This is a genomic window from Lacinutrix sp. MEBiC02404, assembly GCF_053601575.1.
Genome location: NZ_JBSHNV010000206.1, coordinates 317,085 through 336,047, shown reverse-complemented (window position 1 = coordinate 336,047; position 18,963 = coordinate 317,085). Strand labels below are relative to the sequence as shown.

Here is an 18,963-nt window from a genome sequence, read left to right as displayed (position 1 = left end):
TCGAATTGAAAGCAAAAATACAAAAATTATGTTAGCAGGACATTTTACAACGGCATTAATAGCAAAACAAAAGTTCCCAAAAGGAACATTGCTTTATTTTTTAATTATCTCGCAATTACAGGATTTATTGTGGTTTACCTTCCATTATTTAGGACTTGAACCTACAGACCCAAGCGATGCCTTTGATGCAACTTTAAGCAATATGGCAGTAGATATGCTGTATAGCCATGATTTGTTGCCTCTGTTGTTTTGGTTAGCTATGGTGTTCGTAATTGGAAAATTCATGTTCAAAAGCACACTAATAGGATTAGTAAGTATGGCTTTAGTCTTTGTCCACTTTGTATTAGATTTCTTTTCTGGTCATATGCACCACCTGTTTGGCGCAGATACAATGGAAGCCGGTCTTGGCTTATATGCTTCTAGTACCTATTTAGCCATTTTCATAGAAGCAATATTCAGCGTTGGAGCACTTTGGTATTTCTTTAGACAAGAAACAAAAAAGGGTATTATTCGAACCACCAAAAATAGAGTTGCTATAATTTCTGTTTTCGCTTATGGAATTATTTTTATGTCACTAATTGCAACACGCTCTTTTAGAGAGATTTTAAGTATTCCTGAATTTGATTTAGGATTTAACACCAATATGCCTACACTGATTATCACTTATGGTGCAATGCTTTATTGCTTGAATTATTTTGTGCCGAAATTTAAGACATCGGACCAGTAACAGAATGTCCTTTTTATAAATTACGGCTTATTAGTAAAAGTTCACTGCAGTATGTATTAAATAGATTAATTTATTGACTTAGGTCAAATAGTTTGGTTGGAAACAGTATTAGTTTTGCTAATCGAATACATAAATAAATTAAAATGGAATTAGCAGAATTAGATACGATACAAACAACTAGTACAGAAAGTATAGAACGATTAGAAAAAGCATTAATACATATTCGAAATGGAAATGGTGTTATTTTAACTGACGACAAGAACAGAGAAAATGAAGGGGACTTGATATTTTCGGCGCACAACATGACCAACAATCACATGGCACTTATGATTAGAAAATGTAGTGGTATTGTTTGCCTTTGTTTGACAAATGAAAAAGCTGATGCACTTAATTTACCTTATATGGTAAAGGAGAATACAAGTAGTTTTCAAACCCCTTTTACAATCACTATAGAAGCAAAAGCAGGAGTAACTACAGGAGTTTCTGCTAAAGATAGATTAACAACGATACAAGTTGCTTGCAATGAAAATGCTAAAAGCAATGACTTAGCTAAACCTGGTCATATATTTCCATTGAGAGGAAATAATGAAGGCGTGCTAGGAAGAAAAGGCCATACCGAAGGTAGTATAGATTTAATGAAACTAGCAGGCTTACAACCAGAAGCAGTACTGTGCGAATTAATGAATGATGACGGAACAATGGCAAATTCGGCAACAATCACAGCATTTGGTAAAGAGAATAATTTGATAGTCTTATCCATACAGGATATTATTCATTATCGTAAATTTGTTAGAGACTACAACTAAATGACAAATAATATCGAACTCACTAATTTCATAAAAAAGAATATTACTATTGAAGATGAAGATTTAAAAATCATTTTGTCTTATTTTAAAACCATAAAAAAAAGTAAAAATGAGATTTTACTTCCTGCTGGAAAAATTAGTCAGGTTAGCTATTTTGTGAAAAAAGGTTGTTTAAGGTTGTTTTTTATTGATGATAAAGGGAAAGACGTTACTCGTTATATTGCATTTGAAAATCAATTTGCTACAGCACTTGTTAGTTTTATAACGAATGAACCTGCCCAAGAAACAATTCAAGTTATTGAAGATAGTGAACTTCTATACATTACGCACGATGACTTTAGGCATCTTATGAAAGCTATTCCCAAATGGAAGGATTTTTATAATATATATTTAGAAAAAGCATATGTAAATAATTCAAAGAGACTCATGTCATTTACCACTTTAAATGCTTCAGAAAGATATAATCAGTTATTTAAAATAAACCCAAATATTGTGAAACGGTTACCAAATAAAATAGTAGCTTCTTATATAAATATATCACAAGAAACATTAAGTAGAATAAAATCTAAAGTCTTACAATAAAATTTATAAAATATGAAATACGCTTTATTACTCCCATTATTCTTACTACAAATATTTGTTCATGCGCAGTCCACTGATACTCTTAAAAGCTCTGAAAAAGCGGATGACAAGTTGTTATTGACAATCTTCCTTAAACATGATCAAAGCATGACTTTGAACGAGGTTGAAGAAATAAGAATGGATCAAGGGTTTTATGAAAATCTTCCTCCAGAAGGTGTTTCTGTAGTTAATTGGTTTGTGGTTATGGGGCTTGGTCAAGTGGCTGTATTAGAACTTCCTGCTTCCAAATTATCCGCTGTAAATTTAGCAATTGAAAGAACCGCATGGAAGGCTTTTACAACAGAGATGTATCCAACTTACAATTTGTATCCTATCATAGAACATAAGTTGAAAAATAAGTCAAAGGTAGTGCTGGATACCAAACCCAGCTCTAAAAAAGCGAGTGATAAGTTGTTATTAACAATCTTTCTTAAACATGATCAAAGCATGAATTTAAATGAAATTGAAGAGATAAGAACCAATCAAGGGTTTTATGAAAATCTCCCTCCAGAAGGTGCTTCTGTAGTTAATTGGTTTGTAGTTATGGGACTTGGTCAAGTGGTTGTATTGGAACTCCCTGCTTCCAAATTAGCAGCTGTGAATTTGGCGATTGAGAGAACTGCATGGAAAGCTTTTACAACAGAAATCTATCCAACCTACAATCTATATCCTATCATAGAACATAAATTAAAAAATAAGTCAAAAGTAAATTACTAGAATTTTAATGCTTATCAACATAATATAAGCTTTGGGCTACACGGTATAAAAAAAAATTATGGCTATTTACGCAATTGGAGATATACATGGCAGCATAAACGCATTAAAAACTATTTTTCAACAAGAAATAATAAAGGAAGACGATCAAGTAGTTTTTCTTGGAGATTACGTAGATAAGGGATCTAATAGTAAAGGCGTTATTCATTGGTTAATTGAAAAAAGCAAAACATTCAACTTCCATTTTATTCTTGGCAATCATGAGATCATGATGACACGTGCCAAATCCTCAGCTGAAATAGTTGCGCATTGGCTCGAAAATTATGGAGGATCACTTACATTAAACTCCTATAAAATTAGTGATAACCCAAACTGGATGCATCAGATAGATAAAACGCATTGGAACTTTATTGATTCTTGTTTACCCTATTTAGAAATTGACGAATTTATATTTGTTCATGCAGGACTTGAAGAAAACAAGCGGTTAGAGGAACAGGATGAGCATCATTTATTTCATAAGAAGTTTGAAAAACCCACTGTTTATGACCCTAGTAAAACTGTGATTTGTGGACATACCGCTCGGAAAAATGGAAAAATAGCAGATTTTGGTCACACCATTTGTATTGATACTTTCGCGCATGGTGGCATGTGGTTAACTTGTTTGAACGTGGAAACAGGTGCGTTTTTAAAAGCGAATAACAAAGGACAAATAGAAAAAGGAAAATTAGAAAGAATGCACTTAATCCCTTAAATGAAATGTAGCTAGTTTCCGGAAATGTTAACTCAAACTCTTCATAAAAAGGAAAAATTACTACATCGAAATTTTGAGTAAGTTTATGGGAATTAAAAAAGAGTTGGATTATAACTTAGAAGACATTCTAAGCTAACATCCTACATAATAGGAAAAAGATAAAAAATGCAACGTGAACTTTTCCACCTTAACTAAAAGTTCATATTAAGGATCTAGACTAAAAAAGAAAGTATATCTGAAAAATTAATTTTAAAAGTATTTATTATGAGCAAATTAAAAATTATAGCTACAATTATTGTAAAACCCGAATTTAAGGAAGAGGTTTTAAATATGTTACAAACCGTAACCGATGGGAAGGTAATATCTCGTATGTATTACATGAAGATATTAATAACAGCTTAAAGATCCTGATTTTAGAAGAATGGAAATCTCAGGAAGCGATCGACTTTCATAATCAAACAGAGCATTTTTTAATATTAAAAACCGAACTTGGAAAAAAGGCGGATAGTTTAACGATAGATATAATAAGAGCGTCTTATTAATTTATAATTTAAAATAGTATACAAAATGAAACGTTCCATTTTAATAGTACTGTGTCTTGCAGTATCTTTTCTAGCAAACGCACAATCAAATTCTAAACTGTACACTTACAAGCAGTTTGGTAACAAGTACGTTGTAAGTATTCAAAACCATAATGAGATTACAAAAGCAATAACTGCGTTTGTTGAAGAACAGGATATAAAAGCAGGAACAATTTTAGGTCTTGGTGCTGTAAATGAAGCTACTTTACGATTTTTTGATCCAGCTACTAAAGAATTTGTAGATAAAACTTTTTCCGAACAAATGGAAATCACCAACTTAACAGGCAATATATCTCAACAAAATGATAAGCACTACGTACATATGCATGTAACTCTTGGTCGTAATGATTACACGGCTTTAGCGGGACACTTGCTTACAGCCAAAATTAATGGAGCTGCAGAATTTGTTATAGAAAGTTTTGACGGTACCGTTAATCGCTATTATGATGAAAATATTGGTCTAAACTTGTACAAGTTTTAGAAGCATAGAAAAGAAGACAGGTAATAAACATGGATAAATTACTGTATGCATAGCCTTTGGAAATATGCATCTTCAATTAAAATTTAATAGTAATGCAGGAATGAATATTAGACGAACAAAAGTACCTCCTGAATTCGAAAAAAAACATGAACCAATCCCATAATCATTATACCGTTGAACACGCTAGTCTTTCACAACAAGATAATTGGTTACCACGGTTACTTAGTGGATTCTATAAAATACAAGGATTAAAAGGAAAAACAGGTGTTTTGTTTTCAAATTCTATTTTAGAAAAATTTATTTTAGCGGAAGAAAAACACGATATTTTTGAATTAACTTCGGGAAAAGATAGAAGGCTTAGAACATTTTCTACCGGTGAGCAAAGGAAGGCATTACTTTCTTTTTTACTTCAACAAAACCCGGATTTCATAGTACTATCAAACCCTTACGAAGGCTTAGATATTACTTCTGTATCCATGTTAAAAAAGCAATTAATATCTTTATCTAAAAAAATACCTACCGTATTTATTGTCCATAGACAGGAGGATTTATTACCAATAATTACACATGTAATTGAATTTAATAAAGACGCCCTTAAAGCAGTTATACCTATGGAGGAATATCGTTTTAAAAAGAGTGTTTTCCTTTTTGATAAAGAAATCCCGCCATCCATAACCGCGTATAAAGAGATTCCTGAGGTGTTAGTTGAACTGAAGGATATACAAGTGAGTTATAATGATCATCCCATTCTAAATAGTATTAATTGGACGATTAAAAAAAACGAATTTTGGCAATTAATAGGTCCGAATGGAGCTGGTAAAACCACTCTGTTATCCATGATTTATGGAAATAACTCCAAGGGCTATGGTCAGGAAGTATATCTTTTTGGTAAGAAAAAAGGCACTGGTGAAAGTGTTTGGGATATAAAACAGCGAATTGGGTATATTAGCCCTTCTATGTTAGAATTATTTAAGCTAAACCATACCGTAGAACAAATGATTATTTCGGGATTTTTTGACAGCATAGGTTTGTACAAAAACCCTTCTACTTTACAAAGTAGCACGGCAGCTAAGTGGATGGAAGTACTAAATTTAAGTAAAGAAAAAAGCACCCCTTTTCTAAAATTATCATCAGCTACTCAACTATTGATACTAATAGCAAGAGCTATGATTAAGCATCCGCCTTTGCTAATCTTAGACGAACCATTAATGCATGCAGATGATGAAGGTGCAGCTCAGATTATTGCTTTAATAAATAAAATTGCAAAGGAAAGTGAAACAAGTATTTTATTTGTTTCCCATCGACAGGAGTCCAATATTCAAACCGATTTTACTTATCAGCTTTGTCCCTCACCAGATGGTTCTGTAGGTATCCAGAAATAACATCTGCCATTTTAAATTAAACCTCATAACATGGCTAACTTAGAAAGTTACACATTCAAAACTAGGAGACAAGCGTAATTCAATAAAAATTACATAAAAAAGCTATGGATTAAATTCAATAAAGTTGTAATTACTCAGATAAAACTTTTTTAGAACATAAAACTATCGCTAAAAACTGCTAACAATTTGTATATAGCAAATAGGGCGATTAGGAGTTTACGAAAATTCAGTCCTATATACGAACACTCCAAATTTTTAATTTGGCTTTTAAGATGAATAAGTTAAAAACAAAATATAAAAATGTGGCTCAGAGTAACTCGAAAGTTTATCGCTTTCTACTGCCATGCTTGCCATATACTAACCGTTGGTAATAATTTTTAAAAAAAAAATGAGAAACCTTATAAACCATGGTCTTCAATACGGTCTATCAGAAGATTTAATTCAAGAGATAAATTTGAATGGTAAACAAATTGAAATCAAAAAAAACGAAAATATTCTTAATCTAGGAGAACATAGTAAATATATCTACATAGTAATAAAAGGCGGATTTGTAAGTCAGTATTTTGATGATAATAAATCAAATTTTAGAACAACTGCGTTCCACATTGATAATTATCATCCATTTATGACGCAACCAGAAAGTTATTTTTCAAAAGAGCCTTCAGATACCCAAATAAAAGCATTCAAAAACTCTGAGGTAATTGCATTTCATAGAAATACAATAGAAAGATTGAGTTCAAAACATAACGCTTTTGATAAATTTTGTAATACGCATATTATAGAAGCTCTCATTTTTATAAATCAAATAAAGTCCAAACTAATAGGTCTACCAAAAGATAAATTATACAGCTACCTTCTAGAAAAACACAATCCAATTACTAAAAATGTTCCATCTAAATATATAGCGGAATTTATGGGGGTTACGCCCCAATGGCTAAGTAAAATAAAACGTACTAGTTAAAACATGAAATTAGTTTCATAAAACTCGAATCAGTAATATTTATTTTTGTGGTATACAAGAACTATAAATTACAACTTGATTCAAATGGATATGAAAATCAAAATTAGCCTTACACTTATAACCCTTCTTTTTTCCACTTTTTTATTCAGTCAAAAATTAGCAAAAATTAGTGACGACTATAACAAAAGAAACTTAACAGAAGGTAATATTCCTGAAAAATGGGAAGATGGAATGAGAACAACCGGAGATAAAGGAAGTTACGAATGGTGGTATTTTGATGCTCATTTGCACGATGGAAGTACTGCTGTAATGACGTTTTACACCAAGTTTATGACCGACATAAAAAAACCTTTTAATCCATACTTAACAGTTAGTATAGATAAAGCTGACGGCAGTAAAATATCAGAAAAATTTTACTGTGACCCCGAAGATTTCTTTGCTTCAAAAGATTCGTGCAATGTTAAGATGGGTAATAATTATGTAGTAGGAAACTTAAAGGAATATAAAATTCATATAGAAAATGAAGATATAAACTTAACAGCCGTTATAAAAAGAACTACGCAAAGCTGGAGACCAAAAACAGGACATATGGTATTTGGTGCCGACGAAAGCAAAGAATTCAATTGGGTAGTGCCTGTACCTCAAGGTGAAATGGAAATGGAATACGATTACAAAGGTGTAACAACAAAAACAGCTGGTTCTGCCTACCACGATCATAATTGGGGAAATGTCTCTATGATGGAAATTTTTAACCATTGGTATTGGTCTAGAGCTGAAGTTGGCCCTTATACCGTAATTGCTTCAGAAATGATATCTGAAAAAGAATTTAATAATGACAATATAATTACTTTTAATATTTCTAAGGATGGAGAAACAGTTGTTGATGATGGTGAATTAGTAACCCTATATAGAACGTATGGCAAAGAGCATCCAACATTAAAAAAAGAGGTAAGTGACGATTTAATTTTTATTTATGATGATCCTCAAAGTGAATGCAGGTATGAATATTCACTTTTTAGAAAAAATACTATTGTTGAAGTAGATTTAATTGCGGCATCAGTTGGTCATGGGCTTAAATATAGACTTGCAAAAATGCTTACAAGTATGGATCCTGCATACTTTAGGTTTACTGGAAAAGCAGAAATAAGAGTTTTCAAATCAGGTAATTTAATAGAGAAGTACACCAGTAATAAAGCCGTTTGGGAATTAATGTATTTTGGGAATCCTGTTGGAAAATAATAGACTGCAAACCGTGTATAAAAACCATAGGACTTTTACCTCTATTCAATAACTTAACACAATAAATCTAAAAATTAATATCTTAAACAAGATAAAGCTATAACAACCATTTAAAAGCTAAATATTATGGAAAAAAAAGAAATTAATTACACAAAAGCAGACGCAACACATATTGCTTTTCCAGTAACAAACAGAGAAGAATCTTTTGATTGGTGGTACTTTGATGCACATTTTGACAATGGAGATCATTTTGTAGTTATGTATTCTCTTAACGATACTCGATTAAACCCAAGACAACCGTCTGTTAGATTAAATATATATCCGCACGGGCAACCAGAAATTAGCAAAATAAAATTATACAAAGAGGAGGATGTATCCACTAGTTATGAAAAGTGTGATGTTACACTTGGTGAAGAGTATTGTAAAGATTGTGGCGATCATTATGAGCTTTATACTATGATTGATGGGTATGGTGCTAAATTAAAATTAAAGAAAAAGAATCACCCATTTACAACAGAAGGATACCCGGTTCCAATGGGATGGACAGTAGCTGTTCCTTCCGGACCAATAGAAGGAGAATTATACAAAGGAGGAGACGCTATTAAAGTTAAGGGTATTGGCTATCATGACCATAACTGGGGAGAGAAAAGTTTAGCAGGTGCGTTTAAGAATTGGTATTGGGGAAAAATCCATACGCCAGCCATCTCAATTGATTATTCAATGATGATAGGTTTAGATGGTGAAATTGCTAGTTCTGTGGCCTTAGTTACAGATGAAAAGAGCTTAATAATGACACCTACAGATCCATTTGATGGTCCAAACCATATAAGTAAAACTGAGGGTATTATCAATGCGATTATGACCGAAGAAACAATGGGATATACCTTTGCTAAAGATTTTACATTAAAAGGAACAAAAGGGGATTTTAGTTTTATTGCAAATGTTAAACTAGAAAAGATTGTAATGATAGAGAAATCTGAAATCGCTAAAGGTGAAGATGCTTATAGATATACTGCAAAAGAAGAGTTGATTGTAACAAGAAATGGTGAAACAAAAACGTATCATACAGATGGCCTACACGAAATAGTCTATTTAAATCAATAGAAGTAGATTATTATAATGAAACAATTACGATCATAATCCTTTCATAAAAAATGAAAGGATTATTTTTTTAAATTCTAAAAGAAATAAAAATAAAATCATAAACAAAAGTATATTTGAAAGAAAGGCCTAATAGAAATAATAATTCGAAGAATAGAAACTACGGCCAACACCATATATATTTAATTCCTGGGTTCTCGCCTATTTGGAAAATTCTTTCAGAACTTTTTCTGGCTCATTTTCTTTTGCTATTTTAGTTCTCCAAAACAAAACATAATCATACACAAGACCTTTAGGGCAAATGATGTCAAAAAACACAAAACGGAATGAAAATATTTCCCGAGAAAGACTATTCTATCGAATTAAATAAAGATAGTTCGTTAGCGCTTTCGGAATTAAAAAATCAAACATTATCGAAAGAACAGTTTGTTACTAGTTGGAATAATCAATCATTCATTGGAAAAATTGAAACGAATGAATTTGAAGTAAAACTTTCAAAAAAATTAATGGGAGAATTTTGTGTTCTAAATGGAAAATTAGAAAACGGAAAAGGAACGTTAAAAATTCGGACAGGTAGAATTATTAAAATCATTTTTATTGCGATAGTTCTGTTTGCGATTTATGGAATAATTACAGCAATACTCCGAACGGACTTTGAACTAGTATTCCACCTTGTTATGACACTATTAGTTATGAGGTTTATTCTAGAATTAGGATTTAGATTTGTTTCAAAAAACGCAATAAATAAATTGACTGATATAATCGGAATAAAAACGTTGCAGAACACCGTATAAAATAATGCGTAGTTTAAGCAGTAATGGTAAAAAAAAACATAAAGTATTCTAATTCAAACACCTTCTGATAAAAAAAAAGAGTTTCTAATACATGAGTAATACACAACCAGCTAAGAATATAGTAAAAACAGTATGGCATACATGGATTAGTAGTTCGGCATGGCGTTGGTTTCAGAAAGCAATGGTATTAATAATTTTCTTTTTAATGGTAAATCATTTAGCAACACGCGATAGTTTTCCAGATAGTGAGTCGTATAGATTCCCCATAGAAGGTTTTCTGTCGTCTATTGTTTTATGTATTCTATTTGGAATCATAGCACATCTTAATTTTACATTTTACAAGAAAAAGTATTTCTCTAAAAAAGTAGAAATTGTCACTATCCTATGGTTTATGGCTTCTACTCTAGGATATATTACAATCTTGTATTTTCCGGTAAATATTATTTTCAATATAGTTGCAGGCGGACAGTCAGAGTTTTATTATTTATTAATTGGATTGCTAATTACCTTATTATTGAGTTTTATTCTCATAGGTTTATGGTATGCACAAGACATATACAATTTATATAGGTTATCCATAAAAGATGCTGAAATTACAATTGAAAGTGGCGCAAAAATAACGAAGCTTAACTATCAAAATATTGCGTGCTTTTACAGCGAAAACAAAATTGTGTATGCTGTTCAAAAGGATGGCACAACAATTAACACCGATTTTACATTGAACGAGCTCGAAGAAAAAGTAAACGATCAATTGTTTTTTAGAGCCAATCGACAAATTATCATTCACAAAGATGCTGTAGCCCAAATGGAAAAAATTGAAAATGGAAAGCTGCGTATTCGATTAAAAGTTTCTACTGTAAACGATACGATTGCTGAAATCAATATCAGTCGTTACAAGCGAAAAGCTTTTATAGATTGGTTTCAAAAAAAAACACCAAAACTATCGACTATTCAGTTATAAATTAACTACCACTCAGTAAAAACATAAGTATATTAAAGGGTTTTCAGAGAATTTGTTCATTATTTCGCTTCGAATTTAAAATAAGAAAGCAATGAATAAAATTACCTTAAGACAAATATTAATTCCGTTAATTACTTTTACAATCATCTGTTTTTTATGGTTTGGACCAATACGTATTGGTTACATAGAAAATATCATTATTTCTATATTAATCATTATAGCGAATTTTATAGAATACAAAGAAAAACCATTTTCAGCACTTGGATTTCAACGTGAAAAATTCACATTCAAAAACATCTTCGTACTTGCTCCATTAGTTGCGCTAGGACTCTTTGCTTTTTATGTTTTTGCATTGGTCCCCGGAATTACAAAACTCACAGGAGCTCCCATAGATTATTCAAGTTTTGACCAATTGAGAGGAAATCTCCCAGTCTGTTTAATTGCTTTGTTATTAGTGTGGAGTGCTACAGCGTTTGGAGAAGAAATTATCTTTCGAGGTTATTTTATGCGACAGTTTGTAAAATTCTTTGGAGAAAGCAAAGTCAGCATTGTGCTTAATATTGTCCTATTTGCTTGTTTCTTTGGTTTTATGCATAGTCAACAAGGAATTACAGGACAACTTGTTACAGGGATTGTCGGAGCACTCTTAGCCCTGATATTCTATTTGCGTAAATACGATTTGTGGTTTATTGTTGCTGTACATGGTTTTTTTGACACCATTGCTTTAATTTGCATTTACTTCGGTTTGGCATAACGATTCCAAGTTACTACACCTGCAACTTGAAGTTATCATTTGTCTTTGGACCAAGCGCTTATTTGAAATCCTTTCAACTAATATGGAGTAGTGGAGTAATGCTTTTGGATTGCACCTATTTTTGATTGGAATTTTAATGAGGCTACATCAAATAATTCCGAAAATACTATCGTATCTTGCTTTATTCACTGTCATATCTTATAGTATGATATCTATTCTAAAATGGAGTAATGGGAGTTCCGTATTGGTAACAAAATTAGAAATGGTATTAGCTTTACCAATGGCACTTGGTGAACTCAGATTAGCAATTTGGCTTCTAATGAAAGGAGGAAGGGAAAAACACCAAAATAATGTGCGTAATTCATTTAAAAATTAATCTTTTCTATATTAATGATAAAATTTCTACCCTTATATTTTACGGTACCTGGATTAATATTTTTTTGTCTGATTTTAGCTGTTTTCATCGACTCACTTATTAAAGTAATCAAATTTTGGAGACTAAATAAAATTAAAAATAAGGACTTCCTTCTTGGATTTATTATTTCTCTTCTGCTTTTTGGAATGCTTTATTTAATATATCGAGGAGTGGACCAAAGTTTAAGTCGCATTTTTGTAGCTCCTTTTTTACTGATATTTTTACCTTACTTTTTACACATCGCAACCTATAAAGACAAAAAAGAAAATTACACCTATAGATTATCGGTAATAATTATTGTTTTTTCCGTGGTATTAGGAACCTTAAAATCTATAATTTCTAATCTTCTATAACAGGTATAGGAATAAAAAAAATGCTAGTAAAATGAAAAATATATGAAAAAAATAGACTGGAATCTTCTGAACGAAACAATATTTTGGTGGGAAAAAAAACGAATTATTTTTAATATTGCTGTTGGTCTATCTGGAGTATTATCCTTAATTGTAGTATCTCCTTACTTTTTTGGAATTATAGAAATAATGGGAATTTTAATTTGGGCTATCCTCGCTAATATTCTTTATTCAAGTGGTATTTTAATTGAAATTATTAATTTGTATTATTATAGTAGTACGGTGAAGTTTTTTAAATATAGATTTGGATTTTATGTGTTTGGATTACTTCTTTATTGCGCTGTGACATTCTTTTATCCATTTCTTTACTTCTTTCCAACTTTTGATTAATTAATAAAGGAGTTAATTAGCAGACAAACTTCTTAAATAAAAGTACTTTTCCATTAAAAACATAAAATTGTTTGTTGTAGTTTTGCAGCAAGTAATTCGCCTTATCGCTATTTTAATTTATTAAATTAGAGGAAAGTCCGAACACCATAGTGTAACATAGTGGTTAACAGCCACCAGTCGTGAGATTAGGAAAAGTGCAACAGAAAGTATGTACAGGTAATGCTGTAGTGAAACCAGGTAAACTCTATGTGGTGCAATGTCATGTAAACTAATGTTTGAGCGTACACGCGCGATGTTAGAGGGTAGGCAGCTAAAGTGTATTGGTAACAATGCACGTAGATAAATGATAAGGACTTTTTCTTTTAGAAAAAGCACAAAATTCGGCTTATAGATTTACTTAATCAAACAAGCCCTTTACGTGAGTAAAGGGCTTTGTTTTTTGCTATAAAATCAACTATTCCTTGGAAGGAATTACTTTATTTTTTTAATTTATTAGTGAAAAACCCTTGTAAAAAAAAGAAACCAAATATAATTCTTAGTTCCGCTTTCCTTGTTTTTAATAATTGCTTAGTACAAGATAGTAAATAGATGAATACAAGAAGTGCAAATTGTTGATTTTCAGTATTTATACGTAAGAAAATAAAGACAAAATTTGACGTATAAATTTACTTCATTAAACAAGCCCTTTACGTGAGTAAGGGGCTTTGTTTTTTATATTTTTTATTGACAAGAGTAAGATTTTGCCTAATCTGCCTTAGGCAGTGCAAAAAAACTAAACATGTTTCCACCGTAACTTTTAGAATGCGAGTAATTTTGCAAGTTGGATAAATCGGTATGTTTAGAGTGTTCTATTATTAATAAACCTTCTTCTTCTAATAAGCCGTTTTGAAAAATTAGTTCCGGTATTTTAGAAAATTTTTCTACAGGAAAATCATAAGGAGGATCTGCAAAAATAATAGTATGTTTTGTAGTTGTTTTTGCTAAGTAGGTAAATACATCACTTTTTATAGTTTGTATTTCCATGTTAAAAGCTTCCGCCGTTTCGTTTATAAACTTAATACAACCAAAATGGGCATCTACACTGGTAATGTCTTTTGTTCCTCTAGAGGCAAATTCATAGCTTATGTTTCCGCTTCCGCTAAATAAATCTAATACCGATACATCATCAAAATAATATTGGTTATTTAAGATATTGAATAGAGATTCCTTAGCCATGTCTGTGGTTGGTCTAATCGGTAATTTTTTTGGTGCAGTTATTCTTCTGCCTTTGTATGTTCCTGAAATTATTCGCATGAAAAGCTATGCTTTAAAATATAATTAGAATGTTTTGTTTCTTCTGCTACTAGGTAATTCGTGTTTGGCTTCCCAAATTGTATATGTCTTATATACTTATATACCATGTTGTACAATGTATCCTTTTCAATAATAGTACCCAAAAGTACTAGTGTTAGTGTTTCCGGATTCAATTGTAATTGTTCTGCTGTAAAGAGAATATAGTATATAAAATCTTCTTTCGAAGTATACGTAAAAGTATTGTAAAGTGTTAAATTTCCTTTTGTGGTTACTACAATTTCAAAATGGGTTTTATTTACATGCACATACATTTTTTGGTCTAGTGCATGTTTTTCGGTTTGTAAAATTTCTTCTATTAAAACCGTAGAAAAATGCTTGTATGCAAAGGTGCCAAACCTTTCGTATAAATAATTATTAATATTCATGTAAGGTACATAAACATTTACACTATCATTTATTGCAATAGCATCATGTGCAATAAAATCGGTTTGCAGAATTTTAGAATTAAATTTTAAGTAGTCTGCAATGACATTTTCGTTGAATAGCGGTTTTGGTACAAGTGTAGCCAGTTCGTTTATATAAATAACGTGTATAGTGCTAAAAGGGGTTTGTAGCGCTTCTGTGTTTTTAAATATTTTTTTTAACGCGTCTAATACTTGAAAAGGGGTTTGTTTTTGAGTAACCTCAAAATGCTTTAAATAACCAATGGTATTTGTATCTCTTTGAAGTATACAAAAAGAAAGTCCATTCAAACTTATTTGAATGGACAACTCTTGGTTAATTAGTATGTTTGTTTTATTACTCGCTGTCGCCATAAGTTTTTGGCCAGTTACCACTAGTATTTATTTCATTTAAAGATCCAACTCTAATCGCATCTCCATTAACACCATCTACAGAAATTGTTTCGTTTTCTTGCGCTAATAAATCTTTGTTTTGATCGGCTAAAATTACGTTCTTTAATAATTTTGCTTCAAAAACTGGGATTTTATTTTCTCCTTCTTCACCAAGTAAACCAGCTTTCATTTCAATTTTGGCACCATTAATATTCATCATGGTTTTATATCTATCTGATTTTTTAAATAACGAATCTTTTACAGAAACATAACCTAATGTATCAATAACAGTAATATCTTTCATGGTTTCAACACCACCAAAAGCTTTTGTTCTTTCCACATCTATAACCGTTTCTATTCTTCGTTGTGTAATAGTAAACTTTGCAGTATCTATAAATTTGATTAAGTTTTCAAAGTTAGGAGCAAAATTACCAATAACTTGTCTGTGTGCTAACTGTGCATCTCTAACATCTACCATTTTTTCAATTACGGCAGCGTAACGTTTTTCTTTTACTTTATTAAATTTAATAGGTTCATAGATAGAATTAAAAGTTTGGTAACCTAAAAAGGCTATTAAAGCCCAAAGAGCTATCATTAAAACTGGTCTTAACTTAGATGGAATAAACTTATCTATAAGCCAAACCAATCCAATAGTTACAAGAATTACTGCAATCGCAATTAGTATTAATTTCATAGTATGATTAATTAAATTTTAATAAAGGTCTTTCGCAAATCTACAATTTTTTTTTAATCGTTAAAACCAAAGTGCATAAAAATCATCACTATATTTGAGGAAATTTTATTAGACCGCCATAATTAATGAATGCTTCCCAATTTTATTCCCTTGTAAAACAGCAGTTTCCGTTTAAACCGACTCCAAAACAAGATATTGTTTTATTGCAACTTTCTGAGTTTATTTTTTCGGAAAGACCAAATGCCCTTTATTTACTAAAAGGGTATGCGGGAACCGGTAAAACTACTATAATTGGTACTATTGTGACACATTTAGGGAAAGCAAATAAAAGTGCTGTGCTAATGGCACCAACAGGTCGGGCAGCAAAAGTAATCTCTAATTATTCTAAAAAAGTAGCATTTACCATTCATAAAAAAATCTATTTTCCAAAAAAAGATAAAGGTGGAGGCGTGAAATTTGTTTTGCAACCAAATAAACATAAAAATACCATTTTCATCGTAGATGAAGCTTCTATGATTCCAGATACTCCTGGAGATTCTAAACTTTTTGAAAACGGATCCTTGCTGGACGATTTAATGCAATACGTGTATTCTGGGCAACAATGTAAATTATTACTAATCGGGGATACGGCACAGTTACCACCGGTGAAATTAGATTTAAGTCCCGCTTTAGACGAAAACACATTGAGTCTAAATTATAATAAAGAGGTGACTAGAATGGAATTAGACGAAGTAGTACGTCAAGGACAAGATTCTGGAATATTAGAAAACGCTACCATTTTGCGTGAGGCCATATCTAGTGCTTTCGCGGAAACCTTTAAATTTGATTTAAAAACCTTTACAGACATTGTTCGTTTGGTGGATGGTTATGAAATTATGGACGCTATTAACGATTCTTATAGCAACTTAGGAAACGAAGAAACTGCCATTATTGTTAGAAGTAACAAGCGCGCAAATATGTATAACCAACAAATTAGAGAGCGTATTTTATTTAATGAAAATGAACTTTCTGCAGGGGATTATCTCATGGTTGTTAAAAATAATTATTTTTGGATTAAGCCAACAACCGAAGCTGGTTTTATTGCAAATGGCGATATTATTGAAGTTTTAGAAATATTCTCGATTCAAGAATTATATGGTTTTCGCTTCGCGGAAGTAAAAGTACGTATGGTAGATTATCCTAATATGATTCCTTTTGAAACGGTTTTACTTTTAGATACTATTTCTGCGGAAACACCTTCGTTGGCTTATGAAGATTCCAACCGATTATACCAAGAAGTACAAAAAGATTTTGCCGACGAAACCAGTAACTATAAACGGTTTTTAAAAATTAAAGGAAACAAACATTTTAATGCCTTACAAGTAAAATTCTCGTATGCAATTACTTGTCATAAATCACAAGGTGGACAATGGAATACTGTTTTTGTAGAGCAACCATATTTACCAGATGGTATTAATAGAGATTATCTACGTTGGCTATACACCGCAGTTACAAGAGCTAAAGAAAAATTGTATCTTATCGGTTTTAAAGAGGAGTTTTTTGTAGAAGATGAAAGCTGGAAGACAGATGACAGATAACTAAAGACCAAAGATTGTAGATTTTAGAATAAAATATTTTCTAGTAATAGTAATATAAATAAGACTTCTTCCTTTTGGGAAATCGAAGTTTCAACGATTCAAATAAATAAATATTAACTAAGAGTTAAAATGCCACAAAGGGATAGATGGGAACAGAAGCTATTTTAAGTATATTTTTAGGAGTAGGTCTTGCAGCATCTGTTGGATTTAGGGTCTTTGTTCCATTATTCGCACTAAGTTTAGCGGCACATTTTAATGTTTGGGAATTGAATGAATCTTGGCTTTGGATTGGTAGTTTAACAGCCGTAATAACACTTGGTGTGGCAACTATAGTCGAGATTTTTGCCTATTACATTCCGCTTGTAGATAATCTGTTAGATACTATCGCAGTACCTTTAGCCGCAATTGCAGGAACCGCAGTTATGGTTTCTACGGTTGCAGATTTAAGTCCTGCTATAACTTGGGCTTTAGCAATTATAGCAGGTGGAGGAACCGCTGCCGCAATAGCAGGAACCTCCAGTGTTACAAGATTAGCGTCTACAACCACAACTGCTAGTTTGGCAAATCCTGTAATCTCAACTTTAGAAACAGGAACAGCAATTATTATGTCTATCCTCTCTGTATTTATTCCCGTTTTGGCCTTTATACTTGTTGTTATTGTGCTGTTTATAATTTTTAGAGTTTATAAAAAGTTTAAATCTAGGAAGGCTTAAATCTATTTAAAAAGTTATATTTTTGTAATAAGATTAATAGTATATATGAAAATAATTTCCATGATTCCTGCACGTTATAGTGCTTCTCGTTTTCCAGGTAAGCTCATGCAAGATCTGAATGGTAAAACCGTTATTCTTCGTACCTACGAAGCGACTAAAGCAACCAATCTATTTGATGATGTTTTTGTGGTAACCGATAGCGAAATTATCTTTAAAGAAATTACAAGTCATGGAGGTAAAGCAATCATGAGCATAAAGGAGCATGAATGTGGTAGCGATAGAATTGCCGAAGCGGTAGAGAATCTAGATATAGATATTGTTGTAAATGTGCAAGGTGACGAACCGTTTACGGAAGTCGCTTCCTTAAAAAAACTAATCCAAGTTTTTAAAGAAGATAAAGAGAAACAAGTCGATTTAGCTTCTTTAATGGTGCATATTACAGATGAAGAAGAAATTAAAAATTCGAATACCGTAAAAGTAATCGTAGATCAAAATAATTTTGCTTTGTATTTTTCACGAAGCCCAATTCCGTTTCCTAGAGCAACAGATGTTGGCGCAAAGTATTATAAACATAAAGGTGTTTATGCGTTTAGAAAGGAAGCATTATTAGATTTTTACAGATTACCAATGTTACCATTAGAGGCTTCAGAAAAAATTGAATGTATTCGTTATTTAGAATATGGTAAACGTATTAAAATGGTGGAAACAGATGTCGAAGGTGTTGAAATTGATACGCCTGAAGATTTAGAAAGAGCAAAAAAGCTCTGGAAGTAATTACAAAAGAATACTAGTAGTTGTAACCTGGATCGTATTTGAAATGCCTTC

At 31.6% G+C, this 18,963-nt stretch carries 23 protein-coding genes and 1 other RNA gene; 21 read left to right on the top strand and 3 right to left on the bottom strand.

Going from position 1 to position 18,963, the window contains the following annotated elements; all coding sequences use genetic code 11:
* Positions 1-28: 28 nt before the first annotated feature.
* The 18 genes from ACVCXO_RS13785 to rnpB all read left to right on the top strand — a co-directional run bounded on the left by ACVCXO_RS13785 (position 29) and on the right by rnpB (position 13,432).
* Positions 29-727: a hypothetical protein gene (locus ACVCXO_RS13785; RefSeq protein WP_452230167.1), complete on the top strand. Its 699-nt coding sequence runs from the start codon at positions 29-31 to the stop codon at positions 725-727.
* Positions 728-870: 143 nt separating this feature from the next.
* Complete coding sequence (ribB, locus tag ACVCXO_RS13780; protein ID WP_452230166.1) at positions 871-1,533, top strand: 3,4-dihydroxy-2-butanone-4-phosphate synthase; 663 nt, start codon at positions 871-873, stop codon at positions 1,531-1,533.
* Positions 1,534-2,115 (top strand): Crp/Fnr family transcriptional regulator, encoded by a 582-nt coding sequence (locus ACVCXO_RS13775; protein WP_452230165.1) that lies wholly within the window; start codon positions 1,534-1,536, stop codon positions 2,113-2,115.
* A 12-nt stretch (positions 2,116-2,127) separates the two neighbouring features.
* Positions 2,128-2,871: a hypothetical protein gene (locus ACVCXO_RS13770; RefSeq protein WP_452230164.1), complete on the top strand. Its 744-nt coding sequence runs from the start codon at positions 2,128-2,130 to the stop codon at positions 2,869-2,871.
* Positions 2,872-2,929: 58 nt separating this feature from the next.
* On the top strand, positions 2,930-3,619 hold the full coding sequence (locus tag ACVCXO_RS13765) for a metallophosphoesterase family protein (RefSeq protein WP_452230163.1): 690 nt from the start codon (positions 2,930-2,932) through the stop codon (positions 3,617-3,619).
* A gap of 264 nt (positions 3,620-3,883) precedes the next feature.
* Positions 3,884-4,021, top strand: a complete 138-nt coding sequence (locus ACVCXO_RS13760; RefSeq protein WP_452230162.1) for a hypothetical protein — start codon at positions 3,884-3,886, stop codon at positions 4,019-4,021.
* Positions 3,982-4,161 carry an antibiotic biosynthesis monooxygenase family protein gene (locus tag ACVCXO_RS13755; protein ID WP_452230187.1) on the top strand — a complete coding sequence of 60 codons (180 nt, stop codon included), beginning with the start codon at positions 3,982-3,984 and terminating at the stop codon, positions 4,159-4,161. Before ACVCXO_RS13760 ends, ACVCXO_RS13755 begins: the two co-directional genes overlap by 40 nt.
* 25 nt (positions 4,162-4,186) lie before the next feature.
* Complete coding sequence (locus ACVCXO_RS13750) at positions 4,187-4,681, top strand: PPC domain-containing DNA-binding protein (protein WP_452230161.1); 495 nt, start codon at positions 4,187-4,189, stop codon at positions 4,679-4,681.
* A 146-nt stretch (positions 4,682-4,827) separates the two neighbouring features.
* Positions 4,828-6,063 carry an ATP-binding cassette domain-containing protein gene (locus ACVCXO_RS13745; protein ID WP_452230160.1) on the top strand — a complete coding sequence of 412 codons (1,236 nt, stop codon included), beginning with the start codon at positions 4,828-4,830 and terminating at the stop codon, positions 6,061-6,063.
* A gap of 388 nt (positions 6,064-6,451) precedes the next feature.
* Positions 6,452-7,024 (top strand): Crp/Fnr family transcriptional regulator, encoded by a 573-nt coding sequence (locus ACVCXO_RS13740; protein WP_452230159.1) that lies wholly within the window; start codon positions 6,452-6,454, stop codon positions 7,022-7,024.
* Between the two features lie 90 nt (positions 7,025-7,114).
* Positions 7,115-8,263, top strand: coding sequence for a hypothetical protein (locus ACVCXO_RS13735; protein ID WP_452230158.1), 1,149 nt, complete (start codon positions 7,115-7,117; stop codon positions 8,261-8,263).
* 126 nt (positions 8,264-8,389) lie between these two features.
* Positions 8,390-9,367, top strand: a complete 978-nt coding sequence (locus tag ACVCXO_RS13730) for a hypothetical protein (protein WP_452230157.1) — start codon at positions 8,390-8,392, stop codon at positions 9,365-9,367.
* Positions 9,368-9,690: 323 nt separating this feature from the next.
* Positions 9,691-10,158: a hypothetical protein gene (locus tag ACVCXO_RS13725; RefSeq protein WP_452230156.1), complete on the top strand. Its 468-nt coding sequence runs from the start codon at positions 9,691-9,693 to the stop codon at positions 10,156-10,158.
* Positions 10,159-10,249: 91 nt separating this feature from the next.
* On the top strand, positions 10,250-11,119 hold the full coding sequence (locus ACVCXO_RS13720) for a LytR/AlgR family response regulator transcription factor (protein WP_452230155.1): 870 nt from the start codon (positions 10,250-10,252) through the stop codon (positions 11,117-11,119).
* A gap of 91 nt (positions 11,120-11,210) precedes the next feature.
* Complete coding sequence (locus ACVCXO_RS13715; protein WP_452230154.1) at positions 11,211-11,873, top strand: CPBP family intramembrane glutamic endopeptidase; 663 nt, start codon at positions 11,211-11,213, stop codon at positions 11,871-11,873.
* 109 nt (positions 11,874-11,982) lie between these two features.
* A complete protein-coding gene (locus ACVCXO_RS13710) occupies positions 11,983-12,249 on the top strand; it encodes a DUF4386 family protein (RefSeq protein WP_452230153.1) in 267 nt (88 codons plus the stop codon).
* Positions 12,250-12,683: 434 nt separating this feature from the next.
* Complete coding sequence (locus ACVCXO_RS13705) at positions 12,684-13,028, top strand: hypothetical protein (RefSeq protein ID WP_452230152.1); 345 nt, start codon at positions 12,684-12,686, stop codon at positions 13,026-13,028.
* Positions 13,029-13,116: 88 nt separating this feature from the next.
* Positions 13,117-13,432: RNase P RNA component class A (gene rnpB / locus ACVCXO_RS13700), an RNA gene on the top strand.
* A 340-nt stretch (positions 13,433-13,772) separates the two neighbouring features.
* On the opposite strand, the gene rsmD is transcribed toward rnpB, so the two are convergent.
* From rsmD to ACVCXO_RS13685, 3 genes are read right to left on the bottom strand one after another with little or no spacing between them, the layout of a single operon-like run.
* Entirely contained in the window at positions 13,773-14,321 is a 549-nt protein-coding gene (gene rsmD, locus ACVCXO_RS13695; protein WP_452230151.1) for a 16S rRNA (guanine(966)-N(2))-methyltransferase RsmD, read from the bottom strand.
* On the bottom strand, positions 14,312-15,136 hold the full coding sequence (locus ACVCXO_RS13690; RefSeq protein WP_452230150.1) for a DUF3822 family protein: 825 nt from the start codon (positions 15,134-15,136) through the stop codon (positions 14,312-14,314). The genes rsmD and ACVCXO_RS13690 overlap by 10 nt, the downstream gene beginning before the upstream one ends.
* On the bottom strand, positions 15,120-15,848 hold the full coding sequence (locus tag ACVCXO_RS13685; protein ID WP_452230149.1) for a hypothetical protein: 729 nt from the start codon (positions 15,846-15,848) through the stop codon (positions 15,120-15,122). Before ACVCXO_RS13685 ends, ACVCXO_RS13690 begins: the two co-directional genes overlap by 17 nt.
* A 125-nt stretch (positions 15,849-15,973) precedes the next feature.
* Here ACVCXO_RS13685 and ACVCXO_RS13680 point away from each other — a divergent pair, with 125 nt between their 5' ends.
* The 3 genes from ACVCXO_RS13680 to kdsB all read left to right on the top strand — a co-directional run bounded on the left by ACVCXO_RS13680 (position 15,974) and on the right by kdsB (position 18,912).
* A complete protein-coding gene (locus ACVCXO_RS13680; RefSeq protein ID WP_452230148.1) occupies positions 15,974-17,425 on the top strand; it encodes an ATP-dependent DNA helicase in 1,452 nt (483 codons plus the stop codon).
* Positions 17,426-17,571: 146 nt separating this feature from the next.
* Positions 17,572-18,138, top strand: coding sequence for a DUF4126 domain-containing protein (locus ACVCXO_RS13675; RefSeq protein ID WP_452230147.1), 567 nt, complete (start codon positions 17,572-17,574; stop codon positions 18,136-18,138).
* 45 nt (positions 18,139-18,183) lie between these two features.
* Positions 18,184-18,912, top strand: coding sequence for a 3-deoxy-manno-octulosonate cytidylyltransferase (gene kdsB, locus ACVCXO_RS13670; RefSeq protein ID WP_452230146.1), 729 nt, complete (start codon positions 18,184-18,186; stop codon positions 18,910-18,912).
* Positions 18,913-18,963: the final 51 nt, after the last annotated feature.